Annotated in this window: 26 protein-coding genes; 20 read left to right on the top strand and 6 right to left on the bottom strand. The window is 59.6% G+C overall.

Going from position 1 to position 25,988, the window contains the following annotated elements:
* Nucleotides 1–113: 113 nt before the first annotated feature.
* Both E7738_RS04740 and E7738_RS04745 read left to right on the top strand, forming a co-directional pair.
* A complete protein-coding gene (locus tag E7738_RS04740; protein WP_394516152.1) occupies nucleotides 114–791 on the top strand; it encodes a glutamate racemase in 678 nt (225 codons plus the stop codon).
* A gap of 80 nt (nucleotides 792–871) precedes the next feature.
* The gene (locus tag E7738_RS04745) at nucleotides 872–1,576 is read left to right on the top strand and encodes a pirin family protein (RefSeq protein WP_394516153.1); all 705 of its coding nucleotides are present in this window, start codon (nucleotides 872–874) and stop codon (nucleotides 1,574–1,576) included.
* 116 nt (nucleotides 1,577–1,692) lie between these two features.
* Here E7738_RS04745 and E7738_RS04750 read toward each other — a convergent pair whose 3' ends face one another.
* Entirely contained in the window at nucleotides 1,693–2,151 is a 459-nt protein-coding gene (locus tag E7738_RS04750) for an RpiB/LacA/LacB family sugar-phosphate isomerase (RefSeq protein ID WP_021506001.1), read from the bottom strand.
* A gap of 433 nt (nucleotides 2,152–2,584) precedes the next feature.
* Between E7738_RS04750 and E7738_RS04755 the strand changes: the two genes are divergently transcribed.
* The 11 genes from E7738_RS04755 to E7738_RS04805 all read left to right on the top strand — a co-directional run bounded on the left by E7738_RS04755 (nucleotide 2,585) and on the right by E7738_RS04805 (nucleotide 14,447).
* Nucleotides 2,585–3,919, top strand: a complete 1,335-nt coding sequence (locus tag E7738_RS04755) for an MFS transporter (RefSeq protein ID WP_058774655.1) — start codon at nucleotides 2,585–2,587, stop codon at nucleotides 3,917–3,919.
* A gap of 1 nt (nucleotide 3,920) precedes the next feature.
* The gene (locus tag E7738_RS04760) at nucleotides 3,921–5,666 is read left to right on the top strand and encodes a dihydroxyacetone kinase family protein (RefSeq protein ID WP_262255631.1); all 1,746 of its coding nucleotides are present in this window, start codon (nucleotides 3,921–3,923) and stop codon (nucleotides 5,664–5,666) included.
* 2 nt (nucleotides 5,667–5,668) lie between these two features.
* Complete coding sequence (locus tag E7738_RS04765) at nucleotides 5,669–6,445, top strand: triose-phosphate isomerase family protein (RefSeq protein ID WP_262255633.1); 777 nt, start codon at nucleotides 5,669–5,671, stop codon at nucleotides 6,443–6,445.
* On the top strand, nucleotides 6,442–7,260 hold the full coding sequence (locus E7738_RS04770) for a sugar phosphate isomerase/epimerase family protein (RefSeq protein WP_262255634.1): 819 nt from the start codon (nucleotides 6,442–6,444) through the stop codon (nucleotides 7,258–7,260). The genes E7738_RS04765 and E7738_RS04770 overlap by 4 nt, the downstream gene beginning before the upstream one ends.
* Nucleotides 7,257–8,114 (top strand): phosphogluconate dehydrogenase C-terminal domain-containing protein, encoded by an 858-nt coding sequence (locus E7738_RS04775; protein ID WP_088518233.1) that lies wholly within the window; start codon nucleotides 7,257–7,259, stop codon nucleotides 8,112–8,114. Before E7738_RS04770 ends, E7738_RS04775 begins: the two co-directional genes overlap by 4 nt.
* A 108-nt stretch (nucleotides 8,115–8,222) precedes the next feature.
* Nucleotides 8,223–9,188 carry a sugar-binding transcriptional regulator gene (locus tag E7738_RS04780; protein WP_021506007.1) on the top strand — a complete coding sequence of 322 codons (966 nt, stop codon included), beginning with the start codon at nucleotides 8,223–8,225 and terminating at the stop codon, nucleotides 9,186–9,188.
* 156 nt (nucleotides 9,189–9,344) lie between these two features.
* Nucleotides 9,345–10,448 carry an ABC transporter ATP-binding protein gene (locus tag E7738_RS04785; RefSeq protein WP_058758581.1) on the top strand — a complete coding sequence of 368 codons (1,104 nt, stop codon included), beginning with the start codon at nucleotides 9,345–9,347 and terminating at the stop codon, nucleotides 10,446–10,448.
* Nucleotides 10,449–10,475: 27 nt separating this feature from the next.
* Nucleotides 10,476–11,753 (top strand): ABC transporter substrate-binding protein, encoded by a 1,278-nt coding sequence (locus E7738_RS04790; RefSeq protein WP_104092961.1) that lies wholly within the window; start codon nucleotides 10,476–10,478, stop codon nucleotides 11,751–11,753.
* Between the two features lie 10 nt (nucleotides 11,754–11,763).
* Entirely contained in the window at nucleotides 11,764–12,675 is a 912-nt protein-coding gene (locus tag E7738_RS04795) for a carbohydrate ABC transporter permease (RefSeq protein WP_211724428.1), read from the top strand.
* Nucleotides 12,672–13,490 (top strand): carbohydrate ABC transporter permease, encoded by an 819-nt coding sequence (locus tag E7738_RS04800; protein ID WP_021506011.1) that lies wholly within the window; start codon nucleotides 12,672–12,674, stop codon nucleotides 13,488–13,490. Before E7738_RS04795 ends, E7738_RS04800 begins: the two co-directional genes overlap by 4 nt.
* Before the next feature lie 12 nt (nucleotides 13,491–13,502).
* On the top strand, nucleotides 13,503–14,447 hold the full coding sequence (locus tag E7738_RS04805; protein WP_394516154.1) for a metallophosphoesterase: 945 nt from the start codon (nucleotides 13,503–13,505) through the stop codon (nucleotides 14,445–14,447).
* Here E7738_RS04805 and E7738_RS04810 read toward each other — a convergent pair.
* Complete coding sequence (locus E7738_RS04810) at nucleotides 14,431–15,063, bottom strand: MmcQ/YjbR family DNA-binding protein (protein ID WP_223821222.1); 633 nt, start codon at nucleotides 15,061–15,063, stop codon at nucleotides 14,431–14,433. The two genes, E7738_RS04805 and E7738_RS04810, sit on opposite strands and share 17 nt — an antisense overlap.
* 264 nt (nucleotides 15,064–15,327) lie before the next feature.
* Here E7738_RS04810 and rluF point away from each other — a divergent pair, with 264 nt between their 5' ends.
* From rluF to E7738_RS04840, 6 genes are all read left to right on the top strand, one after another.
* Entirely contained in the window at nucleotides 15,328–16,209 is an 882-nt protein-coding gene (rluF, locus tag E7738_RS04815; RefSeq protein ID WP_394516155.1) for a 23S rRNA pseudouridine(2604) synthase RluF, read from the top strand.
* 265 nt (nucleotides 16,210–16,474) lie between these two features.
* Complete coding sequence (locus tag E7738_RS04820; protein ID WP_058774665.1) at nucleotides 16,475–17,461, top strand: sugar ABC transporter substrate-binding protein; 987 nt, start codon at nucleotides 16,475–16,477, stop codon at nucleotides 17,459–17,461.
* On the top strand, nucleotides 17,451–18,974 hold the full coding sequence (locus E7738_RS04825; RefSeq protein ID WP_136547408.1) for a sugar ABC transporter ATP-binding protein: 1,524 nt from the start codon (nucleotides 17,451–17,453) through the stop codon (nucleotides 18,972–18,974). Before E7738_RS04820 ends, E7738_RS04825 begins: the two co-directional genes overlap by 11 nt.
* Nucleotides 18,971–19,984, top strand: a complete 1,014-nt coding sequence (locus tag E7738_RS04830) for an ABC transporter permease (RefSeq protein ID WP_125308654.1) — start codon at nucleotides 18,971–18,973, stop codon at nucleotides 19,982–19,984. The genes E7738_RS04825 and E7738_RS04830 overlap by 4 nt, the downstream gene beginning before the upstream one ends.
* Nucleotides 19,977–20,960 carry an ABC transporter permease gene (locus tag E7738_RS04835; RefSeq protein WP_282954093.1) on the top strand — a complete coding sequence of 328 codons (984 nt, stop codon included), beginning with the start codon at nucleotides 19,977–19,979 and terminating at the stop codon, nucleotides 20,958–20,960. Before E7738_RS04830 ends, E7738_RS04835 begins: the two co-directional genes overlap by 8 nt.
* 3 nt (nucleotides 20,961–20,963) lie before the next feature.
* A complete protein-coding gene (locus E7738_RS04840) occupies nucleotides 20,964–22,328 on the top strand; it encodes an LLM class flavin-dependent oxidoreductase (protein ID WP_104186636.1) in 1,365 nt (454 codons plus the stop codon).
* On the opposite strand, the gene E7738_RS04845 is transcribed toward E7738_RS04840, so the two are convergent.
* The 4 genes from E7738_RS04845 to E7738_RS04860 form a co-directional block, all read right to left on the bottom strand.
* On the bottom strand, nucleotides 22,325–23,590 hold the full coding sequence (locus E7738_RS04845; RefSeq protein WP_058758572.1) for an SfnB family sulfur acquisition oxidoreductase: 1,266 nt from the start codon (nucleotides 23,588–23,590) through the stop codon (nucleotides 22,325–22,327). The two genes, E7738_RS04840 and E7738_RS04845, sit on opposite strands and share 4 nt — an antisense overlap.
* A gap of 150 nt (nucleotides 23,591–23,740) precedes the next feature.
* Nucleotides 23,741–24,766, bottom strand: a complete 1,026-nt coding sequence (locus tag E7738_RS04850) for an NADP-dependent oxidoreductase (protein WP_058758571.1) — start codon at nucleotides 24,764–24,766, stop codon at nucleotides 23,741–23,743.
* An 83-nt stretch (nucleotides 24,767–24,849) separates the two neighbouring features.
* Complete coding sequence (locus tag E7738_RS04855; protein WP_394516156.1) at nucleotides 24,850–25,200, bottom strand: DUF3147 family protein; 351 nt, start codon at nucleotides 25,198–25,200, stop codon at nucleotides 24,850–24,852.
* Between the two features lie 46 nt (nucleotides 25,201–25,246).
* The gene (locus tag E7738_RS04860) at nucleotides 25,247–25,522 is read right to left on the bottom strand and encodes a metal/formaldehyde-sensitive transcriptional repressor (RefSeq protein ID WP_058769814.1); all 276 of its coding nucleotides are present in this window, start codon (nucleotides 25,520–25,522) and stop codon (nucleotides 25,247–25,249) included.
* Nucleotides 25,523–25,643: 121 nt separating this feature from the next.
* Here E7738_RS04860 and E7738_RS04865 point away from each other — a divergent pair, with 121 nt between their 5' ends.
* Nucleotides 25,644–25,826, top strand: coding sequence for a DUF1289 domain-containing protein (locus E7738_RS04865; protein WP_021506023.1), 183 nt, complete (start codon nucleotides 25,644–25,646; stop codon nucleotides 25,824–25,826).
* Nucleotides 25,827–25,988 lie beyond the last annotated feature (162 nt).

Below are 25,988 nucleotides of genomic sequence, written 5' to 3' on the forward strand. Positions count from 1 at the left end.
AAAATGCCTCGCACCGCATCCGGCGAAGCCTGCCAGCCAGCGGTAAAGCTGCATTCCGTCACCGATTATGGCTATAGTGCAACGTACTGAACCTGAAGCGATAAGGAATCGTTGTGACCATTGCCTGCCTGCATACCGCCGCCAGTAATATTGCTATTTTTGATGACGCCGCGCAGTCGCTCGGCATTCCGCCTCAGCAAATCAGCCATCTGGTGATGCCACATCTGCTGGCAGAAGCAGAGCTCAGCGGTGGCATGACGCCGGTCCAGCAGCAGCGTCTGGAGCAGCTGTTACTCAGCCTGACGCCGTGGTTCGACGCGATACTGATTACCTGCTCTACCTTAGGTGCCGCCGCAGACAGCTTTCGCGATCCACAACAGCGCTGTGCGGTTTATCGCACTGACCGTATGCTGGCGGACGAAGTGCATCGCCGTGGCGCACCCGCGCTGGTGCTGTGTGCCGCAGAGTCTACGCTGCTCAGCACACGCCAGCTGTTTTGCCCGGAGCGTCTGGCACCCGACCAGCGTCCGCAAGTCAGGCTTATCCCGGATGCCTGGGCCGCATTCAAAGCTGGCCGGCTGGACGACTATTACACGCTGATAGCCGATGCCGTCGCTCAGGGACAGCAGCAGGGCGCGGTTCAGGTGGCGTTAGCGCAGGTGTCAATGGCCGGCGCCGCGTCGCGTTTTCCTGCGCTACAGCGGCCACTTACCAGCCCGCACCTGGCGCTCAGCTTCGTACTGCAGCAGGCTAAAGGCGCGGACGAAGGTCATTCAAAACCACTGATTTAAGCCAACAAAAAGCCCTACTGTTACGCAATTTTGCAGCCTTTATGATGGTCATCAGAACCTGATTTTTGAGGAAGCCACTGATGAACGTGATTAAAGCGCAGCGTGACCAGCTGTTTGAATACGGTCCCTTTACCATTCGCCGGCAGCGGCCGGGAGAACAACTGGGCGCGCTGGCGATTGTCGACCAGATGACGCTGAAGCCCGGCGCGGTGGTACCGATGCGCCGTCATCAGGATGATGAAATTTTCAGCTATGTCTGGCGCGGCTCGGTGCAGTACCGGCGCGAGGAGGGAGAGACTCTCGCCCTCAACGGCAAACGCGCACTGCTGGTGAACGCGGGCAGTGGGGTACGTCATGAAGAGTCAGCACCGCTGATTGAAAGCGAAATGCTGCAGGCGTACATCCGCCCGGCATCCGGTGGCGGTGAAGGGCAGGTGCAGAGCGTGTACCGGGCAGAAGGGGCGGCACTTAACCAGTGGACGCTGCTGGCCGGTCCGCAGCACAGCGCGGCACCTTTGACGCTGCGTCAGGCCGTTTACATCTATGACGTCAGGCTGGATCGTGGCGCACAGATCGAGGTGCCGCATTTGCCGGGTTATGCCAGCTGGGTCACGGTGCTGGAGGGCATTGTACGCACCGGGGATGTGCGGCTGCAAAAAGGCGATGCGGTGAGCGATAGCGCTGCCTTGCCGGCTATCCACGGTGAACGCGACGCCCTGCTGGTCGCCTTTCTGGTGCAGCAGGATGCGCCTGCGGTGCTGAGCGGTACGCTAAGCGGCAGTTAAAACACCGGCTATGACACGGCTGGCACGCACCAAAGTGGCCAGTCGTGTCAGCGTGCCGCTGGCGATGTCACGCACTCAGGCGCTGCCGGCTCTGCAACTCAGCGCCCGATAACCTCTTATTTCGCGTGTGACACCTGTTCGTAGTAACCGATCTTCTCCACTTTGGCGGTCGAACCCCCCCCTTCAAACTCGGATGCCAGCCAGGCGTTAACGATGTTTTTCGCCAGCTCCGGCCCAATTACGCGTGAGCCCATGGTCATGATCTGGGCATTATTACTTTTGCGCGCGCGCTCGGCGGAGAAGGTGTCATGACACTGCGCGGCGCGCACGCCTTCCACTTTATTGGCAACAATCGCGACGCCAATGCCGGTGCCACACAGCAAAATGCCGCGCTCAAACTGCTTTTGCTGCACCGCCGTAGCGAGCGCAAACGCCACGTCCGGATACATCGGGCGGTCATTTTGCGCGTCGTTACTGTAATCAGTTACCTGATAATCCTGCTCTTCCAGCAGCTTTTTAATGATGTTTTTCAAATCGATAGCCGCATCATCGGCACCAATAGCGATAGTTTTCATCACGTCTCTCCAGTGATACAGGGTCTGACACCTGCACATATGTTCGTCAGGTGATTAGATGTTCACTGATAGCCTGCCACAAGTTCAAACATATGTTCAATACCAGTTCATATGATTTAGCGATCTGCCACGTAAAATCTTGTGCCAACCCTGCCGCCATGGTCGCGCAGCACCGCTCTGCTGCGAAAAATCCTGAAAATGTCGCTGAAATCAAATCTCATGCGCACTGTCACACTTTCGCCAACTGCGCTTGAGGAGTGATCAAATATCCGTGTAGTGTTCATTTGTTCGCATGACCCTATCCATGTACAAGAAGACCCATTGAGGACTCGAACATGTGTCATTTGCTTCTTACCTCGCATTTTGTCTGTCGCCAGCGCCGGTTTTGCGCCTGGCCAACACCGTCTCACTGCGCACGTTTCGGAGGTGGGTTATGAATCACTCTGCTGTCAGCGCGGTTGAGCAGACCGCAATCCGCAAAATCTCCTGGCGCCTGGTACCGTTTGTGGCGCTGATGTTCTTTATCAACTTCCTCGATCGCACCGCCATTTCCTTTGCCGGCCCAAACGGCATGACGCAGGACCTCGGCCTCAGTGCGCTGCAGTTTGGTCTCGCCTCCGGCATCTTCTTTATTGGTTACATCCTGCTGGAAGTGCCCAGCAACCTGGCGCTGCATAAGTTCGGCGCGCGGCGCTGGCTGGCGCGCATCATGATCAGCTGGGGCATCGTCTCGCTGCTGTTTACCTGGGTCAGCAGTGTCGAAGGGCTGTACACGCTGCGCCTGCTGCTGGGGATTGCCGAGGCCGGTTTCTTCCCGGGCGCCATCCTTTATCTCAGCCTGTGGGTGCCGGCGCGCCACCGCAGCAAAATTCTCTCGCTGTTCTACCTGGCACAACCGCTGACGGTGGTATTTGGCGCACCGCTGGCTGCCTCGCTGATTGAGCAGCACGGGCTGTTTGGCCTGGAGGGCTGGCGCGTAATGTTTATGGGCGTATCGCTGCCAGCAATCCTCATCGGGATTGTGGCGCTGTTCTGGCTGGTGGACTCGCCGCGTCAGGCGAAGTGGCTGAATGACGACGAGAAAAACTGGCTGATAGCCGAACTGGAGGCGGAACATCAGCACAAGCAGGGCCAGCACCCGCACAGCGTGCGTTCGGTGATGGGCAACAGCCGCGTGTGGATGCTGTGCCTGATCTACTTCGGCTTTATTTACGGCCTGTACGCGCTGGCGTTCTTCCTGCCGACCATTATCGCCGGCTTCCAGCAGCAGTTTGGCACCACCTTCAATGTGATGCAGAAAGGGCTGATCACCGGCGTGCCGTACCTGATCGCCGCCGTCGTGATGTTTTTCTGGTCGCGGGATGCCGCGCGGCGTGGCTGTAAAACCTGGCACATCGCGATTCCTGCGGTCGCGGGCGGCGTCAGCGTACCGCTGGCGCTCTACATGGATTCACCGTTTACCACCATCCTGGTGATCGCCGTAACGGCCAGCGCCATCTTCGCCGCGTTGCCCAATTTCTGGACGCTGCCGACGCAGTTCCTGACCGGCGCATCGGCAGCGGCGGCGATTGCGCTGATTAACACCCTGGGCAACGTGGCGGGTTTCTCCGCCGGTTACATCACCGGTGCACTGCATGATGCCACTCACAGTTATGTGTTACCGATGTTCGTGGTCGGCGGTTTTATGCTGCTCTCCGCTGTATTGATGCTGTTCCTCAATCGCCGTCGCGCGCAGCCTCTGCCAGCCTCATTTGTACAGGAGCAATAACATGACGTACCTGTTTAACCAGCCATCCGCGTTTGCGGCGGAACTGATCGAAGGCTTTGTGGCCGCCAACGCCGATAAAGTACGCCAGGTGAGCGGTGGCGTGGTGCGCAGCACGCGCAGCCAGCCGGATACCGTGGCGGTGATTGTCGGTGGCGGTTCCGGTCACTATCCCGCCTTTGCCGGATTGGTCGGCCAGGGCCTGGCGCACGGGGCGGCAATGGGCAACCTGTTCGCTTCGCCGTCGGCGCAGCAAATCTATAACGTCGCGCGCACGGCGCATAACGGTGCGGGTGTGCTGTTGCTGTTTGGAAACTATGCCGGTGACGTGCTGCATTTTGGTCAGGCGTGCGAGCGGCTGCGCGCTGAGGGTATTGCCTGTGAGGTGCTGGCAGTAACGGATGATGTGTCCAGCGCCAGCCACGATGAACGCCTGAAGCGACGCGGCGTCGCCGGCGATTTGTGTGTGTTTAAAGTGGCGGCGGCCGCGGCAGAAGCGGGTAACGATCTGGCTACGGTGCTGAAAAAAGCGCAGCACGCCAACGATCGCACCCGCACCTTCGGCGTGGCCTTTTCCGGCTGTACGCTGCCGGGCGCTTCGCATCCGCTGTTTGAGGTAGAGAAAGGGCGCATGGCGCTCGGGCTGGGCATCCACGGTGAGCCGGGCATCAGCGAAACAGCGGTGCCGCGCGCTGACGAGCTGGCAGAAATCTTTGTCGACCGACTGCTGAGTGAGCGGCCAGCGGATGTGGCGCAGGTGGCGGGACAGCGCGTGGCGGTAATCCTCAACGGTCTCGGTTCAGTCAAGTATGAAGAGCTGTTTGTGGTATATCGCCGCATCGCCCAGCTGCTGTCGGCGGCGCAGTTGCAGGTGGTGGAGCCGGATGTCGGCGAATTCGTTACCAGTTTTAACATGGCGGGCGTCTCGCTGACGCTGATGTGGCTCGATGATGAACTGGAAACGCTGTGGCGCGCGCCGGCCAATACGCCGGCCTACCGCAAAGGCAGCGTCCTGATTGCCGAACCGCTCAGCGCCGCCGAGTGCGAAGAGATCCGTGAAGAGACGTTACCGCAGGCCAGCACTGCATCACAACACAGCGCACGGCGCGTTCTTGAACTGCTGGAAGCGGTGGCGGTGATGATTCAGCGTCATGCCGGCCAGCTGGGCGACATTGATGCGGTAGCGGGCGACGGCGATCACGGCATTGGTATGGAGCGCGGCGTACTCGGCGCGGTAGAAAAGGCGCGTGAGGTGGCCGCGCGTGGCGCCGGCGCTGGCAGTCTGCTGTGTCGCGCCGCCGATGCCTGGGCGGATAAAGCGGGCGGCACGTCCGGAGCACTGTGGGGCGTGGCACTGACCGCGCTCGGCACCGCACTGGGCGACAGCGCGGCAGCGGATGCAACACGCGTCGCTGCCGGCGTCCGGGATGCCAAAGAGGGCATTATGCACTTCGGCAAAGCGCGCGTCGGTGATAAAACCATGGTTGACGTGCTGGTTCCGTTTAGCGACACGCTGAGCGCTGCGGTCGCGCAGGGCGCATCACTCACCGAAGCCTGGTTACGTGCGGCAGCGGTGGCGGAGCAGGCCGCGCAGGCCACCGCGCAGCTGGTACCGAAAGTGGGGCGTGCGCGGCCGCTGGCCGAGAAAAGCGTTGGCACGCCGGACGCCGGTGCGGTTTCACTGGCGATGATCGTCAACACCGTTGGCGATCTGTTAAAAGAACACAGTGCATCTGAACAGGGAGCGTAATTATGGCTCAGCCTAAAATCTGGCTTGGCGTCAGCCTGAAAATGTATTTCGGCTATCAGCAAACGCTGGCGTGGTGTCGCGAGGTCGCGACGCTGGCGCAGCATCCGGCAGTGCAGCGCGGTGATGTCGGGCTGTTTGTGCTGCCCGCTTATCCGGCCATCCCGGCGGTGACGGAAATCTTTGCCGGCACGCCGGTGCGCGTCGGCGCGCAGGACGTGTGTCAGGCGGAAAACGGCGCCTGGACCGGTGAGGTCAGCGCCAGCATGCTGCAGGAGCTGGGGTGCTCACTGGCGGAGATCGGTCACGCCGAACGCCGTCGCCATTTTCATGAAGATAAAACGCAGATTGCCGCCAAAGTGGCGATGGCGCTGCGTTATCGCCTGACCCCGGTGCTGTGCATCGGTGAACCGCAGCAGGGCACGCCTGAGCAGGCGATTGCGCTGTGTCAGCAGCAGCTGCAGGAGGCGCTGGCGGAGGCCGCGCAACACGCGCTCAGCGGTGAGGTGTTGTTTGCTTACGAACCGCAGTGGGCCATTGGCGCACCGCAGCCGGCGCCGGACAGCTACATCTGCGCGGTGTGCAGCGGGCTACAGCAGCTGACGACGCCCGACGGCATCACGCTGCGGGTGATTTACGGCGGCAGCGCCGGGCCGGGTCTGATTCAGCGCCTCGGCGGCGACGTCAACGGCCTGTTCCTCGGCCGCTTTGCCCACGATCCGCAGGCGCTGGCGCAAATCGTGCAGGAAGCCAGTGAGCTGGCTGAGGAGCTGCCGTCATGAGCCGCATTGGACTTAGTACCTATGCGTTTTTCTGGCGCATGTCGCCTCAGGTACCACAGCCGCTCACGCTGGCGCAGATGCTGCAGCACACCGCCGATCTCGACGTGTCAGTATTCCAGATCTGCGACTACCCGGCGATTGAGCAGTGGTCAGATGAACAGCTGCTGGCGCTGCGTCAGCAGGCGGATGCACTTGGCATCACGCTGGAGCTGGGCACGCGTGGTCTCGGCAGCGCGCACCTGCGCCGCTATCTGCACATCGCCGCTATTCTCGACGCGCGCGTGGTGCGCTCAATGTTCAACACCGCCGATCACCGGCCATCGCTGGATGAAGCGGCCAATCTGATTGCTGCCGTGCTGCCGGATTTTGCCCGCCAGAAGGTGCGGCTGTGCCTGGAAACCTACGAGCAGGTCAGCAGCGCGGCGATGATGTCGGTGATCAACCGCTTTCTCTCGCCGTGGCTGTGCGTCTGTCTCGATCCGGCCAACTGCGTCGCCGGACTGGAGCTGCAGGAGCAGGTGATCGCCAATACCGCTGCGCGCGTCGGCAATCTGCACATCAAAGATTTCGCCTTTACCCGCCGTGCCGGCTGGGTCGGTTTTACCCTGGCCGGCTGTCCGATGGGCGAAGGAAAGCTGGATTATGACCGGCTGATCGCCAGCGTGCGGCCAGCCGATCGCGACATCAACCAAATCATCGAACACTGGTTGCCGTGGCAGGACGATGCCGCGCAGACCTGCGCGCGGGAAGCCGAATGGACCCGCCGCGCCGTTGAATTCCTACGCAGTAAACAAGATCAGGAGTCGTTAACATGAGCAAGGCATTGAAAACCATCACCGTGATCGGCGCAGGCGGCAAAATGGGCATGCGTATTTCCGCTAATTTGCAGCACAGCGCTTATCAGGTGTTTTACTGCGAGAATTCACCGCAGGCGCAGCAGCAGGTGACTGCACAGGGACGCGAGCTGTCGGATGCCGCGTCGGTGGTGCCGCTGAGTGACGTGGTGATCCTCGCCGTGCCGGATATCGTACTGGGCAAAGTGTCGCAAAGTGTGGTGCCACAAATGCAAAGCGGTGCAGTGCTGCTGACGCTCGATCCGGCCGCGGCCTACGCCAACCTGATCGCCCAGCGTGACGGCATCGAATACGCGGTCGCGCACCCGTGCCATCCGTCGGTATTTCTTGCCCGCTACACCAAAGAGGAGCACGCCGATGCGTTTGGAGGCGTCGCTGCCGTTCAGCACGTCGCGGCAGCCTGGGAAAGCGGCAGCGCTGAACAGAAGGCAGAGCTGAGTAAGGTAATCAGCGTGATGTACGGCCCGGTTGATCAGGTGCACTGGGTCACGGTGACGCAACTGGCGTATCTGGAGCCGACGCTGGTCGAAACCGTCGCTTGCATGGTCGGTGCCTTCATGAAAGAGGCGCTGGATGAAACGGTGAAACACAGCGGCGTCCCGGAAGAAGCAGCGAAGGCCATGCTGTACGGCCATATTCAGATTGCGCTGGCGGTGGCTTTCCGCGCCACCAACCCGTTCTCGGACGCCTGCATGATCGCCATGGAGTATGGCCGCGAGAAGATCATCAAACCGGACTGGAAACAGATCTTCGATCAGCAAGAGCTGGATAAGGTTATTGCCCGCATGCTGAAAATTGACGCCATTCAGCGTTAAGCGTGACAGCAGCGGCGACTCGCGGCGTTGCTGGCTGGCGAAGCGAGTCGCATCAATGATATAACTCCCTGCTGAGCACTCCGCACGACGATACAAGACAGGTAACGGATGGAAAAAAACACGCTTTCTCAGGACTCCGAGCTGCTGACGGAAATTGCCGTCGCCTACTATCAGGACGAAATCACCCAGGAGGAGATTGCGCGTAAGTTTGGGATTTCCCGTATCAAGGTGGGGCGACTGCTGAAACGCGCGCGTGAAGAGGGCATCGTCGAGATCAATGTGCGCTACCATCCGGTGTTCAGTACGCGGCTGGAACAGCAGTTGCAGACGCGCTTTCCTCATCTGCAGCGCGCGCTGATTGCCCTCGATTCGCCAGACAGCGACGAGCAGCGGCGTCAGGTGGCGGCGCTGGTGTCGGCGCATCTCGCGCAGTCGCTGAAAGACAACGCCATTGTCGCCGTGGGCCAGGGGCGCAACGTGGCGGCCGTCGCCGATTATCCCGGTCAGGTGCCGACGCGCAACTGCCTGTTTATCAGCGGCATCGGCGGCACCCATCGTCCGGGGGATGCCATCAACGCGGACCACATCAGCCGCCGGCTGGCCAAAAAGTTTGGCGGCATCAGCGAAACCCTGTACGCCCCGGCTTACGTCGAAAACCGGGCGCTACGCGACGCCTTCATGCAAAACGGCACCATCAAAGAGACGCTCGACCGCGCGCGCAAAGCGGATGTGGCACTGGTGGGCATCGGTGACATGAACGAAAACAGCTATATGGTGAAGCTCGGCTGGTTCACACCACATGAGATCATTGATGCCAGCGTCAATCAGGGCGTGACCGGTGATGTGGCCGGCTATGATTTTTTTAATGCCCAGGGCCAGCACGTGGATACGGTGATGAACGACCGGGTAATTGGCCTCAGTATCGACGAGCTGCGTAAAATTCCCTGCGTGATTGCCATTGCCGCTGAAAACACCAAAGCCATGGCGATCCTCGGCGCGCTGCGCACCGGCGCTATCGATATCATTGCCACCACGGCGCAGAACATCCGCACCATTCTGAGCATGTCGCAGTAACGCATAAACGCCTGCCGGCACGGCCTGCGGGCGTGCCGGGTGAGGGCAGATTCTGCGCCAGGTCGCCGTCCATCACCCAACCGTCACGTCAGCGCCATAAATCTTTCATCCGCCTCAGCTAGCTTACCGCCATTCTGATTTCAGGACTGCGGATGCATGAGCCATCTCTCGCTGCAACACATCACCAAAACCTGGGGCGATAAAATCGCGCTGCAGGATATCAGCTTCGACGTGGCGCAAGGCAGTTTCGTCGCACTGCTGGGGCCTTCAGGCTGCGGTAAATCGACGCTGTTGCGCACACTCGCCGGGCTGGAAACGGCCGACAGCGGCCGCATTTATTTCAATCACACCGACGTCACGCCTCTGCCACCGGCGCAGCGCAAGCTTTCGATGGTGTTTCAGTCTTACGCGCTGTTTCCTCACCTGAGCGTGCGGGAGAATCTGCTGTTTGGCCTGAAGGCGCGCGGTGAAGATAAGCAACAGTTTGCCGCCCGGCTGGCGCAGGTCAGCGCACTGCTTGAACTGGAACCGCTGCTGGCGCGCCTGCCTTCACAGCTCTCCGGCGGGCAGCAGCAGCGCGTGGCGCTGGGCAGGGCGGTGATCGCCAACAATACGCTGTGCCTGATGGATGAGCCGTTATCCAACCTGGATGCCAAACTGCGTCAGAGCATGCGGCGCGAAATCCGCGCGCTACAAAAGCAGCTCGGGCTGACCATGCTGTACGTCACCCACGATCAGACCGAAGCGATGAGCATGGCCGATCACATCATTCTGCTTAACGATGGCCGCATTGAGCAGCACGGCACGCCAGACCAGCTCTACAACCAGCCGGCGAGCTGTTTTGCCGCGCAGTTTATTGGCGCACCGCCGATGAACATCCTGCCACTGCACAGCAAAGGCGCGCATCACTACCTCAGCCATCTCAGCACACCGCTGCTGAGCTATGCCGGCGAAACGGCGCTGAGTCTGGGCCTGCGCGCGGAGGATATCCAGCTGGTCGCCCCACAGCAGGCCGCGCTGAGTGCGCGGGTAGTGAGCTACGAATACATGGGCGCGGATACGCTGCTGGTCTGTCGGTTGCCCGGCATCACGGAATCACTGACCGTCAAAGTGCCCGGCCTGCAGCGCTTCACGGATGACAGTCTGGTCGGCCTGCAGTGGTCCACCAGCCGGCAATACCTGTTTTCCACCACCAGCGGCCAGCGCTGTGTCGCTGCTGAACACCCGATGTTGCTCGCTGAGAAAAAATACGCTGTTTAACCGTTGTCGTTTATTCAAGGGAAAATCATGTCTGCGATCCGTTTCTCGCCTCTGGCTTGTGTCGTTATGCTGTGTGCCTCCGCGTCGGTGTTTGCTGCTGAGCCGGTGAAGTTACAGATGTACTACCCGATTGCGGTCGGCGGTAAAGTCAGCCACACCGTGGAAGCCCTGGTGGCGGATTTTGAAAAACAGCACCCTGAGATCAGCATTCAGCCGGTCTACACCGGCGATTACGCCACCACCGTGACCAAAGCGCTGACGGCGTTTCGCGGCGGTAACGCACCGCAGCTGGCGGTGATGGGAGATATTGAAGCCTGGTCGCTGATGGATGCCGGTGCCATCGTCGCCGCCAGCGATTTAGCCACGGGTGAAGAGGGCAAACAGTGGATCGACAGCTTCTATCCGGCCTTTTTGCGTCGCATTGAGGGCAAAGTGTGGGGCGTGCCTTTTCAGCGCTCAACCGTGGTGATGTACTGGAACAAACAGGCATTTGAGAAAGCCGGTCTCGATCCGAATACACCGCCCGCCACCTGGCAGCAGGTGGTGGCATTCAGCAAAAAACTGACGCTGAAACAGGCCAGCGGCGTCAGCCAGTGGGGCATTGAAATCCCTTCCACGCCGAACGGCTACTGGAATTTCCAGGGGTTGGCAGCCACCAATGGCGGACGGCTGGATAACGGCAAGGGCAACGCCGTGTATTTCAACACGCCGGGCAACGTGGAAACCCTGCAGTGGCTGACCGACCTCGGCCAGAAAGAGGAAGTCTCGCCGAAAGGCGCGATTGCCTGGGGCACCACGCCGCAGGACTTTATCAGTGGTAAAACGGCCATGATGGTCACTACCACCGGCAACCTGACCAACGTGCACGACAACGCGACCTTCCCGTTTGGCGTCGCCATGCTGCCGGAGAAAACCCAGCGCGGCAGCCCGACCGGTGGCGGCAACCTGTACGTGTTCAAAAGCGCCTCACCGGCGCAGCAGCAGGCGGCGATGCGCTTCATCCGCTGGGTCACCGCACCGGAACAGGCCGCGCGCTGGAGTATCGCTACCGGCTATGTCGCCACCTCGCCGGCAGCGTGGGACACGGCGGCAATGAAAGCCTATGTGCAGCAGGTGCCTCAGGCACTGGTGGCGCGTGAGCAGCTGAAATATGCCCAGCCGGAGCTCTCGACCTACAACAGCGTGCAGATTCAGGACGCGCTCAATCACGCCATTGAAGCAGCGGTGACGCAGAGCAAAACCCCGGCCCAGGCGCTGGCCGATGCGCAGAAACAGGCTGACCGCCTGCTGAAAAACTATCAGTGACGGCCGCGTGATGAGCTCATTCTCTGGCAGCGCCACCACGCTGCGCCCGCGCGGGTGGTCACTGCAGCTCAGCGGCTATTTGCTGCTGCTGCCCGCGCTCAGCTTCCTGCTGCTGTTTACCCATTATCCGGCGCTGGCCACGCTGTGGCAGAGCCTGTTCAGCGCCGCGCGCGCTTCGCATCCGGCCCATTTTGTCGGGCTGGATAACTATCGCGCGCTGCTGGATGACGACATTTTTATGCAGTCGCTGTGGAATAACCTGCTGTATGCGCTGATCACCATTCCGCTGGCGGTGACGCTGGCGCTGCTGATGGCGCTGGCGGTCAATCGTCGGCTGCGCGGCAACGCACTGGTGCGTGCGGCCTTCTTCATTCCGTCGCTGCTGCCGATGATCGCCATCGCCAATCTGTGGCTGTTTTTCTACACGCCACAGCTTGGCATCCTGAATAGCCTGCTGGCATGGTTTTCGCTACCGGCGGTCAACTGGCTCGGCGAGCCGGATACCACGCTGTACTGCCTGATGGCGGTTTCGGTATGGCGCGAGGCGGGATTTTTCATGATCTTTTACCTCGCCGCCCTGCAGCAGATCGATCCGCGCCTCAGCGAAGCCGCCGCCATTGAAGGCGCATCGCGCGGTTACTTTTTCCGCCGCGTGCAGTGGCCGCTGCTGTTGCCTACCACGCTGTTTGTGCTGATCAACGCCTCGATGAACGCCTTCCGCATTGTCGATCAGGTGATTGCCATGACCAACGGCGGCCCAAACAACAGCAGTAGCCTGCTGCTGTTTTATATCTATCGTACCGCGTTCAGTTTCTGGGACATGCCAGCCGCGTCTGCCATGACGGTGGTGCTGCTGGTGATCCTCGGATCGATTGCGTTGATCAAATTTCATCTGCTGGATAAGCGAGCCCATTATCAATGAAAGCTGCATCCTCTCCGGGCGGTTTTGCGCTCAACCTGCTGATTTGGCTGGCCGCGCTGCTGTGGAGCTTGCCGATGCTGGTGGCGCTGTGGATTGCCATTCATCCGGCCGCCGGCCAGGGGCACTTTTCGCTGCTGGCACCGCTGACGCTGGAGAACTTCATCAATGCCTGGCACGCGGCACCGTTTGCCCGCTACTTCCTCAATACCACGCTGCTGGTGCTGATGATTGTGGTGGTCCAGCTGGTGCTGGCCACGCTGGCCGCATATGCACTGGTGCGGTTCCGCCTGAAATTTTCCGGTTTCCTCTTCGCGCTGATTCTGCTGCAGCTGATGATCAGCCCGGATGTGCTGATTCTGAATAATTACCGCACCATCAGCGCGCTCGGGCTACGCGATACCCTGACCGGCATTGCGCTGCCGTACTTTGCCTCGGCGTTCGCCATCTTTCTGCTGCGGCAGACGTTCAAGAGCATTCCGCTGGTGCTGGAAGAGGCGGCAACCGTTGAAGGGGCCAGCCGGTTTTACATTCTGCGCCACATCTACATTCCGCTGGCAAAGCCAATCTATGTGGCGTTCGCGCTGGTCTCGATCAGTTTCCACTGGAACGATTTTCTCTGGCCGCTGGTGATCACCGACTCGGTTCAGGTGCGTCCGTTAACCGTCGGGCTGCAGCTGTTTTCCGCGCCGGAGCAGGGCGTGCAGTGGGCGCTGATTGGGGCGGCTACGCTGATGACCACCTTGCCGTTGCTGCTGCTGTTTTTGCTGTTCCAGCGGCAGTTTATTCAGTCATTCATGCGTGCCGGCATTCGCTAAGGAGAGCCAGAGATGGGATATGCCCATGCGCTAACCGCAGCGCAACGCCAGCGGCTGGGTGATGTCGCTGAGCTGTATCAGTTACCGGATTTACGCGCGGCACCGCTCGACGGCACGCTGCGCTTCGGGCTGCTGGCCGATCCGCAATATGCTGACGTTGAGGCGGATGTCCCGGCGAATCTCTACTATCGTCATGCGCTGCATAAGCTGCCGCAGGCGATAAACGCGCTCAATCAGCAGCCGCTGGATTTTGTCGTTACGCTCGGTGATCTGGTGGATCGCCACTGGGCCAGCTATGCCACGCTGCTGCCGCTCTACGATCGGCTACTCCATCCGCATGCCGTGGTGCTGGGGAATCACGACGCCCAGACCATCGCGCAGCACCTCGATGACGCGCTGCCGCTGCCAAAAAGTTACTATGCCTTTCAGCTGCAGGGCTGGCGCTTTATTGTCTACGACGGCAACGATATCAGCCTGTACTGCAATCAACACAACGGCGACGATCGCCAGCGCGCGGCCGCACTGCTGGCTGATTTACAGGCGCGCCAGCAACCGCAGGCGCAGCCGTGGAATGGCGCGGTCGGTGCGACGCAGCTGGCATGGCTGGAAACGCAGCTTATTGAGGCCCGCGCCTGCGGCCAGCAGGTGGTGGTGTTCGGCCATTATCCGCTGGCACCGGGCTACAGCCACAGTCTGCTCAACGGTGCGCAGCTGGCAGAACTGTTCTGCCGCTATGGCGTGCGCGCCTGTTTTGCCGGCCACGATCACCGTGGCGGCTATCATCGCCGCGCGGATACCGTGTTTATAACCCTGAAGGGGATGCTGGATGGCCCGTCGCGCGTGCCCTTTGCGGTGGTGGAGCTGACGGGCGAGACGTTGCGGCTGCGGGGATGGGGCGGCGAAATCAGCCGCGAAGAGGTATACGGTGCCGCGCCGATTGCTAGCCGGCCAGGTTAAAACTGTTGTCAATGCGCAACAAAACCTCGGCCGTCGGGACTGATCCATCCAGACACAGGGTGACCCAATGCTTTTTGTTCATATGGTAGCCCGGGAAATAAACCTCGCCATCGACCAGCGAAGCGATCGCCTGCGGCGAGACTTTAATATTGACGATTTCAATCAGGCTATCATCCGGTCGGCCCAGCTTGCTGCTGTGAATCGTCAACAGCGCGCCGAACCACTTTTGATTATCTTTGCGGCGAAAGATAGCGTTTTCAGGAAAGCGCGGCCATAAGAATTCCAGCTCAGTCTGATACTGCTGTTTCAGGTGCTGAACGATCGCATCGGCCTGCGTTGTTTTGAAATGCTTCTGCGGGAAACATTTTTCTGCGATATCCAGCAAGATAGCGTCATGTTCTTCACGAACCTGCCCCACAAAGGCACCGGTGGCAGAAGTAATACGGTGAAGAATGTAATCTTCTCCTGTGACTTTATCGATAATGGTGGCGGCAATGTCACCCTGAGTAGTGATGTTTACCTGCAGGGTGAACTGCTTATTCATCACATCACAGCGGTAGCCGTAATCCTGCCCATCCTTGCGAAAACCGTAAGCCAGCAGCTTTTTCACATTCATTTCCCGGCTGACGAAAAGATGATTTACGTTGTACATTTTCATGCCTGGTTAACGGAGAGGTGTTCAGAATACCCGGAGTTTGCTCAGGGGCGTGCGGGCTATTTTAACCGACAGGATGGATTTTTATGTGCCATAAATCGCTATGACACCCGGCACCGCTTTTTCGCCATATCACACCGCAAAGAACAACCGCCACCGGACGCTTAACCCAGCCTTACGCAACGCGCGCACATGCTGTATAGTCCGTTTTTTTTCGGAGGAACCATGCTGCCCAACTCATCCACGCGCCTGAATAAATACATCAGCGAGAGCGGAATCTGCTCGCGCCGTGACGCCGATCGTTACATCGAACAAGGCAACGTTTTCATTAACGGCAAACGCGCCAGCGTCGGTGCGCAGGTGTTCGCCGGGGATGAGGTCAAAGTCAACGGGCGGCTGATTGAACCGCGCAACGAAGACGATCTGGTATTAATCGCCCTCAACAAGCCGGTGGGCATTGTCACTACCATGGAAGAGGGCGAGCGTGACAACATTGGTGACTTCGTCAACCACAGCAAGCGCGTGTTCCCGATTGGCCGGCTGGATAAAGACTCGCAGGGGCTGATTTTGCTCACCAATCACGGCGATCTGGTGAATAAAATCCTGCGCGCCGGTAACAATCACGAAAAAGAGTACGTGGTCACGGTAGATAAGCCGATCACCGACGAGTTTATTGCTGGTATGGCGGCGGGCGTACCGATGCTCGGCACAGTGACGAAAAAATGCAAAGTGAAGCGGGAGTCGACCTTTGTATTTCGTATTATCCTGGTGCAGGGACTGAACCGGCAGATTCGCCGCATGGCCAAACACTTTGGCTATGAAGTGACGAAGCTGGAACGCACGCGGATCATGAACGTGAGCCTGAAAGGTATCCCGCTTGGTGAGTGGCGCGATCTGACGGACGATGAACTGATCGATCTGTTTAAGCTGATTGAGGATTCGTCGTCAGAAGATCAAAAAACGCAGCAGGCACAGGCGAAGAAGAAAGCGGCGACGCCCGCCGCGAAAAAACCGGCCGTCAGCGCACCGAAACAGAGTGACAAAGCGGGTCAGGGCGCTAACCGCAAGCGCTTTACCCAGCCGGGACGCAAGAAAAAAGGGCGTTAAAATCACACCCGCGGCGCCCGCGACCATCACGTATCTTTAGCGCCGCACGCCTTCATTCCAGCCACGTTTTTATTATTTATAACCGGGCGTCAGAATATCTGCGCCCGGTCATGCTTTTTCACGCAATCAATATGCAAATCCGCTGCATATTCAAAGGAGAAAATGGCATTAGGGATAAATAGTGACTGTGATAATTTTCAGCTATACGCCGAATAGCAGGCGTCACTCACCTTATTTAGCTGAACCTTTTCCAGGGATATAAACAATGCATAAACACCGCCTGGCCGGACTATTACTGGCCTCTGCATCGCTGCTCGCCGGCTTGTCGCTGCACGCTCGCGCCGCTGATGCATCCATTCCCTCACTGGCCGGTAAACGTATCGGTATTACCGTGGCCGGTACCGATCACTACTGGGATCTGAAAGCCTATCAGGGACAAATTGATGAAGTAAAGCGGCTGGGTGGCACGCCTATCGCGCTGGATGGCGGACGCAAAGAGTCACAGCAGATCGCGCAAATTCAAACGCTGATTGCACAAAAACCGGATGCCATTATTGAAACGCTGGGCACCGCCTCAGTGCTGGAACCCTGGCTGAAAAAAATTCGCGACGCCGGCATTCCCTTATTTACCGTAGATACCGCCAGCCCATCCAGTATTAACGTCACGACCTCCGATAACTTTTATATTGGCGAGCAGCTGGCATTAAAACTGGTCAATGATCTGCGCGGCGAAGGCAATATTCTGGTGTTTAATGGTTTTTATGGCGTGCCGGTGGTGGCGATGCGCTATGACCAGTTAAAAGCCGTGCTGAAATGGTATCCGAAAATTAAAATCATTCAGCCCGAACTGCGCGACGTCATTCCCAATACCGTGCAGGATGCCTATGCGCAGATTAGTCAGCTACTTAACAAGTATCCGCAAGGGTCAGTACAGGCTATCTGGGCGGCATGGGACGTACCGCAGATTGGTGCCACTCAGGCGGTTGATGCTGCCGGTCGCAGTGAAATCAAAACTTACGCCGTGGACGGCAGCCCGGACGTGGTCTCGCTGGTGAAAGATCCGAAATCCAGCGCGGCGGCGGTGGTGGCGCAGCAACCCTATCTGATCGGACAGACTGCGGTACAAAATGTGGCGAAATACCTTGCCGGCGATCGTTCACTTCCGCCTGCCACCTATGTTCCGGCCATTCTGGTCACCAAAGAGAATGCGGCGCAGGCGCAGCAAACGCTGGGCCAGAGCGATGATAAATAAGACAGTGCGACTGCAACTGCGCCAGATCAGTAAAGCCTTTGACGGCATTCCCGCGCTGCAAGCGGTATCGCTTGATGTCCACGCCGGCGAAGTGCATGGGCTGATTGGGCATAACGGAGCCGGAAAATCGACGCTGATCAAAGTGCTGGGCGGCATCCACGCTGCCGATGAGGGCAGCGTGACGCTGGAAGGCCGGCCACTGGTGTTGACCAGTCCGGCTCAGGCACAACAGCAGGGCATCGCCATTGTTCATCAGGAGCGGCTATTGCCAGGCACGCTGACGGTGGCGGAAGCGCTGCTGCTCGGTAATGAGCCACGGATTGGCAGCACACCGTTTATCGATCGCCGGCGTATGCGGCAGCAGGCGCGGCAGCTACTGCAACAGCACTTCGATCTGCAGATCGATCCCGATGCGCTGATCGCCGGGTTAAGTGTGGCGGAACAGCAACTGGTGCAGATCTGTCGCGTATTACAGCGCGCGCCGCGCGTGGTGGTACTGGATGAACCGACCGCCGCGCTGGCGCGCCACGAGGTGCAGGCGCTGTTTCGCGTTATTGAACGTATGCGTCAGCAGGGGATCGCACTGATCTACGTTTCTCACTATCTCGATGAAATCCAGGCGCTGTGCCAGCGGGTTACGGTGCTGCGCGATGGTAAAGACGTCGCGCATTTTACCGGCGACGCCCTTTCTCCGCAGGCGCTGATTAATGCCATGATCGGTGAGACGCAGCAGGCGATTGCACCGCGCGGTCTGCCACCTGACGGCGAGCTGGTGCTGACCGTAGACGCCCTGAGCGCGCCGGGTCGCTTTCACAATGTTTGTTTCAGCGCACGACGTGGCGAGATCGTTGGCATTACCGGCCTGCTGGGCTCCGGAGGGAAGGCGTTAATCAGCGCACTGTTTGGTCTGGAACGTGGCGTGAGCGGGACGCTGCGCGTAGGTGAGACGCACGGCGTACCGGCTTCGCCACATGCCGCGGTGAAACGTGGCATCGCGCTGGTGCCGGAAGATCGCCGCGCCAACGGCATCGCGCTCGATGTGAGCCTGCGCGACAACATCACCCTGACGACCGTGCAGCGCCTGCTGCGCTGGGGCGGCGTCTCCGCAACCGCCGAGACCGTGCTGGTGGCGGACAACATCCGCCAGCTTGTGATCCGCACACCGGGCCAGCTGGCACCGCTGCGTCAGCTGTCCGGCGGAAATCAGCAAAAAGCGGTGCTGGCGAAATGGCTCAACACCCACGCCACGCTCTATCTGCTGGATGAGCCCACGGTTGGCGTCGACATTGCCGCCAAGGCCGCCATTTATCAAACCCTGCAGCAGCTGGCGGCTGCCGGGGCGGTGATTATCCTGTTTTCCACCGATCTGCTGGAACTGCAAACGCTCGCCGACCGCATTATTGTGCTGGCGCGCGGCGAGCAGGTCGCCACGCTGTCCGCCCGGCACACCAGTCACCAGGAGATTCTGTCCCTGGCTTCCGGCACGGGCGCATTGACGGAGCAAATCCTATGAGTGAACTGAGCCAACCGGCGGTGGTGACGGCGGCAGGCAAACCGCAGGGGCAGCCGTGGCTGCAGCACGTCGCGCTGCTGATTATTGTACTGGTGCTGGCGGTATTTGCCTGGCTGTCGCCTATTTTCCTCAGCGTGATCAACCTCGGTAACGTATTGCAGCAAACGGCGGTGGTGGGAACGCTGGCGCTGGGTCTGACGCTGGTGCTAAGCGGTGGCGGTGTTCAGGGGATTAGCGGCGGCATTGATTTATCCATTGCCGCTAATATGGGGTTGTGTGCCGCGGTATTCGCGTCGCAGATCGCTGAGCAACACTCTGTCACTTATGCGCTGCTGCTCACGCTGCTCACCGGCATCGCCGTGGGGATATTCAATGCCCTGGCGATTGTCTGGCTTGGTATTTTGCCCCTGCTGGCGACGCTGACCAGCATGAACATCGCCATGGGACTGGAGATGGTGCTGAGCGGAAACGCGTCGATTTCCGCCAGCAGCGCGCTGCAAAACCTGCTGATAGCCAGCGGACCGCTGGGCGTTTCCTGGCTCGGCTGGGGATTTCTGCTGCTGGCGTTGAGTGCACTCGGGCTCAGTCGTTTCACCGCGTTTGGCCTGCGCCTGCAGGCGGTGGGTAGCCATCCGCAGGCCGCCAACGCGGCGGGCATTAGCGTGGCGCGCTATCAAAGTCTGAGTTATGTGCTGTGCGGCTTCAGCGCTGCACTGGCAGCCATTGCCTCGGTGGCGCTGCTCAGCGGCAGTTCGCCGGGCGCTAACGACAATCTGCTGATGGTGATTGCCGCCGCGCTGCTCGGCGTGGTGTTTTCGCGTCGCCTGGTGCCGACCCTGGGCGGTGCACTGATCAGCGCGCTGTTTCTGAGTCTGATAGCCAACGGCTTTCAGTTGGTTAACGTCTCAAGTTACTGGATTAACGGCGTCGAGGGTGTGCTCATCCTGCTGGTTGTGGCGCTGACCGCGCTACTGCGGCGCCGTCAGGCGGGGAGGGCATCTCATGTCTGAACTGAGCCTGAGCGGTAAAAAAGTGCCGGGGCTGTTGCGCAGCCTGATGGTGCTGACCTTTGTTGCGCTGCTGCTGTTTTTCATCATCGCCGCGCCCGCGTTTGCCACTGTCGCCAACATTCGTAGCGTGCTGCTGAATAATGTCGCACCGCTGGCGATTGTGGCGCTGGCCATGACGCTGGTCACGCGTATCGGCGCGATCGATCTGTCCGTCGGTACGGCGATTGATGTCGCCTGCCTGGTGCTGGTGACGCTGGTACTGCATCAGGTCGCGCTGCCGCTGGCGCTGTTGGGTGCGCTGACGGCGGCACTGCTGGTAGGCGTGTTCAACGCTTTTCTGGTGACACAACTCGGCGTTGAGCCGTTTCTCGCCACGCTTGGCACGCTGTTTATTGGTCAGAGCGTACAGCAACTGTCGTCCAACGGTGGGCAGCCGGTCTATCTGCTAAGCCAGACGCTGCCGGCGGGTTTTACCGCTATTGGTCACGGCACGCTACTTGGCGTTCCACTACCGCTCTGGCTGTTGCTGGGCGTGGCGCTGGTGCTGTATCAACTGTTGCACCGCAGCGCCAGCGGTCGCGCACTGCGCATGATGGGTGAACAGCTCAGCGTAGCGCATCATTCTGGCGTGGCGGTCAAACGTCTCACCGCGCTGGCATTCATATTCAGTGCACTGGTCGCCGGCATCGTCGGGTTAATTCTCGCCGCCAATGTCAAAGCCTGGGTACCGTTATCGGGCAATGCCTATCTGCTGAATGCCATCGGTGCCAGCTTTATTGGCGCGACCTTCGCGCCTTCGCGCCGCCCGAATGTGCCGGGTACGCTGCTGGGTGTCGTGCTGCTGAGTTTCATCGCCAACGGACTGTTGCTGGTCGGCTGGAACTTTTACTGGCAGCAGGTGGCAACCGGCGCACTGATCTTTGTGGTACTGGCCGTGGGTGCACTGCGTGCGCGTCGCCCTGTCCGAGGAGGGTAACGGATGCCTTCACCGTTTTTGCTGTTTGCGTTCATGATGAATGTCCCTGGTCATCTCTCTGCCGGATTGTGGCGACATCCCCAGGATCAGGCGCACCGCTATACCGAGCTGGATTACTGGACGACCCTCGCGCGGCAGCTTGATACAGCAGGTTTTGATGCGCTGTTTATTGCTGATGCGCTGGGACAACTGGATGTGTGGCAGGGCAAGCCGGACGCGGCGTTGCGCCTGGCCGCTCAGATGCCGGTGAACGATCCGCTGCTGCTGGTCTCAGCCATGGCAGCCGTCACGCAGCACCTCGGTTTCGGTATTACGGTCTCTGCCACGTACGAACATCCTTATTTGCTGGCGCGCAAGTTCACGACGCTTGATCATCTCACCCGCGGGCGTATCGCCTGGAACGTGGTGACTTCCATGCTTGATTCCGCGGCGCGCAATCTGGGTTTGACCCGGCAGCTGCCGCATGATGAGCGTTACGATCGCGCACAGGAGTTTCTGGATGTGACCGCGAAGCTGTGGGAAGGCTCATGGGAGGAAGATGCGGTTAGCCGCGATAAAGCCAACAGCCTGTATAGCGATCCGCAAAAAGTGCACGCTATTCAGCATTATGGTCGCTGGTATCAGGTGCCGGATGCACATCTCAGTGAGCCCAGCCCACAGCGCACCCCGGTGCTGTTTCAGGCTGGCACTTCGGCACGCGGTGCGCAGTTTGCTGCCCGTAACGCAGAAGTCATTTTCCTCGGTGGCGTCACCGCGCAGGCGATTGCCAGCGATATTCAGCGCATTCGTCAGCTGGCCGTGGCAGAAGGGCGCGATCCGGCGTCGCTGCGTTTTGTCACAGCCATCACGGTGATCACGGCCGAAGATGATGCCGCCGCCCGGGCCAAACTTGAGGATTATCAGCAATACATCAGTGAAGAGGCTGCGCTGGCGCTCTTCTCGGCGTGGACCGGTATCGACTGGTCGCAGGAGGATCCGGACATGCCGCTGGCCTTTCGCGCAACCGACGCCTGCCGTTCGGCGCTGGCCAGCCTGACGCGAATTGACGATCAAAAACGCTGGACGCTGCGTGAGGCAGCACGCTACATCGGTATCGGTGGTCTGCATCCGTTGCTGGTGGGCGGCGGCGAAACCATTGCCGATCGGCTGGATCAGTTTGCGGCAGAATCGGGCGTGGACGGCTTTAATCTGGGCTGGGCTATTAGCCCGGGCAGCTTCAACGATTTCATTGCCTGGGTCATGCCGGTGCTGCGCCAGCGCGGGCGGGTGCGTCCTCAGCCAGCACAGCCGTTAACCTTGCGTGAACGTCTCACGGGTCAGCCGCGCCTGGCAGCTGACCATCCGGCAACGCGCTTCCGCCGCCCTTAGCTCCACGCATGGCGCGGCGGCGGCGTGCCGTTGAGATAATAATTACCCACGTGGTAATACTTCCAGCGCACCGGATCGTGCAGCGTATGGGTGCGCGCGTTGCGCCAGTGGCGGTCCAGATTAAACTCCTGCAGCGTGGCGCGGGTGCCAGCCAGCTCAAACAGTTTGTTACCGGCAAGCAGAGCGATCTCCGTCGTCAGCACTTTGGCCTCGGCGGTGGCCACGGTCGCGCGTGCCACGCTGGTCTCATCGGGCTGCGTCAGCGCGGCGTCAATCGCTGCACCGGCCTGCCACAGCAGCGCTTCGGCAGCGTGCAGGCGGATTTTCAAATCACCGACTGCCGCCAGCGTGAAGTGGTCATCGGCAGCGCGCGCCTGGCCACTGTCAATCCACGGCCGCGAGCGTTCGCGAACAAATTGCAGGGTGTCTTCAATGGTGCCGCGCGCAATACCGACATCCACCGCCGCCTGAATGATCTGTGAAATCGGCCCGGCAGCGGTTGGCCGCTCAAACGCCTGCCAGGTTGGAATAACGCGCGACAGCGGGGCGCGGACATTCTCCAGCAGTACGGTACCGGAGGCCGTCGTGCGCTGACCAAAGGCCGACCAGTTATTAATGACGCTGATGCCTGGCGTGTCGCGATCGAGCACAATCAGATGCGCCCGGTCCTGCTCGTCCAGCGCCACGGCATGGATTCGATGCGCCAGCAGCGCGCCAGTGGCATAAAATTTTTCCCCGTTAATCACCACCTCATCACCGTCACGCCGAAAGCGCGTCTGAAAATCGGCGACCGTGCGGCCATGCTTCTCCGAAAAGGCGTTACCCCAGCGCAGCCCGGCCAGTACCTCGCTCAGCAGTACCTGTTTTTGTGCTTCGCTACCGTCTTCCAGCAGATGGGCCACACCGGCCAGATGGTTTTGCGGCAGCTGACCGAGCGCCGGATCGGCAGCTGAAATGATGGCGATCACCCTGGCCACGGTGGTCCACGACACGCCCGCTCCGCCCCAGGCTTTGGGGATGGCCATTGCCCACAGGCCGCTTTGCGAGAACGCATCCAGCTCTTTGAGGGGCAGAATGCCCTCACGATCGCGCAGTGCCGCCTCGCGCGCGAAGCTGGCCGCCAACTGATGGGCTACGGCGATAGCTTCCGCATCGTCGCGAATGATATGCGCGGCGCCAGCCGGTAATGGCACCGGTGCTTCCGCCTGTTGCGTATTGACTTTACGCGGCAGCGCCGCGGAGTCGGCTAAGGTCAGCGACATAATGACTTCTCCGGTAGAAGAGGATAGAGGAGGGCATCATCGCATGCGCACGCGGAGGGCTTATATCTCAATAGCGGTTAAGCAAAGCGCAAAAAAGCCTTAGTGCTCGCACACTAAGGCCGGATTTACAGTCGGGGAGAGAACCGCTGGCTACGCCACTTTCACCACGGTTTTGCCGAAGTTTTTGCCTTTCAGCATGTCAATAAACGCCTGCGGCGCATGCTCCAGTCCTTCTACCATGTGTTCGCGGTACAACACTTTTTGTTGCTCGACCAGCGGCGTCATCGCCTGCAGGAATTCCGGATAGCGATCGCCATAATCCTGGAAGATGATGAAGCCCTGCATACGGATGCGGCGTTTCAGAATCCCGCCCATGATCAGCGGCGTGCGATCGGGGCCGGGTGGCAGTTCGCGACTGCTGTAGCCCGACACCAGGCCACACACCGGCACGCGCGCGGCGGTGTTGAGCAGCGGGAAGACGGCATCGAATACTTTGCCGCCGACGTTTTCAAAATAGATGTCGATACCGTCCGGGCAGGCGGCCGCCAGCTGTTCTGCGAAATCGTCACGATGATGATCGATACAGGCGGAAAAACCGAGGGTGTCAATCGCGTAGCGGCACTTCTCCTCGCCGCCGGCCACGCCGACGACGCGGCAGCCATTCAGCTTACCGAGCTGACCGACCGTGGCACCCACCGGCCCGGTGGCGGCGGCGACAACCAGCGTTTCACCGGCTTTGGGCTGACCGATATCCATCAGGCCCATGTAGGCGGTAAAGCCCGGCATACCCAGAATACCCAGCGCCCAGGATGGATGGGGCAGATGACCGATTTTAGTCACGCCAGTGCCATCGGACAGGGCATAGCTCTGCCAGCCGCTGGCCGCCAGTACCCAGTCGCCGGCGCTGAAATCCGGATGCTGCGATTCCGCCACCTGGCATACGGTGCCGCCGACCATCGGCTGGTCGAGTTGCGCCGGCGGCGCGTAGGATTTGCTGTCATCCATGCGGCCACGCATATACGGGTCGAGCGACAGATAGTGGGTGCGCAGCAGCATCTGTCCCGCCTGCACCTGCGGCAGCGGTTGTTCGACAAAGCGGAAGTTCTCTTTCACCGGCTCGCCGTCCGGGCGTGACGCCAGCAGCCAGGCGTGATTGAGTGAAGCGTGTTGAGTCATAGCATTTCCTTGTTTCTGCGCGGGTAAAACAGCAAGTGTAGCCAATGACCGGGCAGGGAATGGATGATTGATGCGGCTTGCGCCTACATCAGAATGATACCAAACCGCTTCAGCACTACCGCCCAGAGGGCGAACAGCACCACGGTAATCACGCAGGAGAGCAGTAGCGTGAGCCAGAAGCCGACGCGCTGGTAAAAAAACGGAAACAGGATAAACATCGGCAGTGTCGGCACCACATACCAGAACGTATACCATGCGTGAGCGGCAATTTTTTCCTGCGTTTGTCCTTCTATTTTCATCCAGATAAGCACCAGCAAGGTGACCAGCGGTAAAGCGGCGAGCAGGCCGCCCAGACGATCGCTGCGTTTCGCGGCTTCTGAGATCAGTACCACCATAAAGGCGGTTAACGCGTATTTTGAGATTAGCCAGAGCATCGTTATTCCCGATAATTATTATTAAGCCGGCTGCGTGCCTGAGGTTCTATTTCAGGTAAGAACGAATGACCGCCACGATCTCTTCCAGATCCTCACTTCGCGCCTGCGGCGTAGCCTCTGCGTTCATCAAATGTTCGCGTATATGGCCTTCGAGCAATTCGCTCATCAGGCCATTAATAGCGCCGCGCACTGCCGCGACCTGCTGCAGTACCTTGAGGCACTCTTCACCCGATTCGACGGCGGTTTCCAGCGACGCCGCCTGACCTTTTATACGTCGAATGCGGGTGAGCAAGCTTTTCTGATTTCTCAGGGTATGGGCCATTACTGCCTCCGGTTGATCATGTTCTATACTGGGGTATAGTATATAACTCACTTTACGGCGCTTTCGGGCCGCCTGCAACTGATTACCCCGACATTGACATCCAAATCCCAGGAGGCTGGATATGGCCGCAAAATCGCCGTGCATCGATCTCTGTGTGTTTGATACGAAAACCGGCTGGTGCGAAGGATGCGGACGCACCCGTGGGGAAACCCAAAGCTGGCGCAAGCTTTCGCCTTACCATCGCAAAGCGACAGAGCGGGCGCTTCCGGCGCGCCTGAAAGCGCTTAAAACCCGAGAGGCGTAGTTTTGTTCGTCAGGTCGAGGCGACACACATTGAGGGTGACGCTGCTGCCAAAGATTGAAACCTGACGGTGTAGCAGGACATTTGTGATTAACATCTTACTTACATCATTAACATCCCCTTTTTGCTGGCTATCGGTTATGCGGTGAATCTATAGTCAATTTA

It is taken from the genome of Pantoea sp. SGAir0430 (assembly GCF_043549295.1).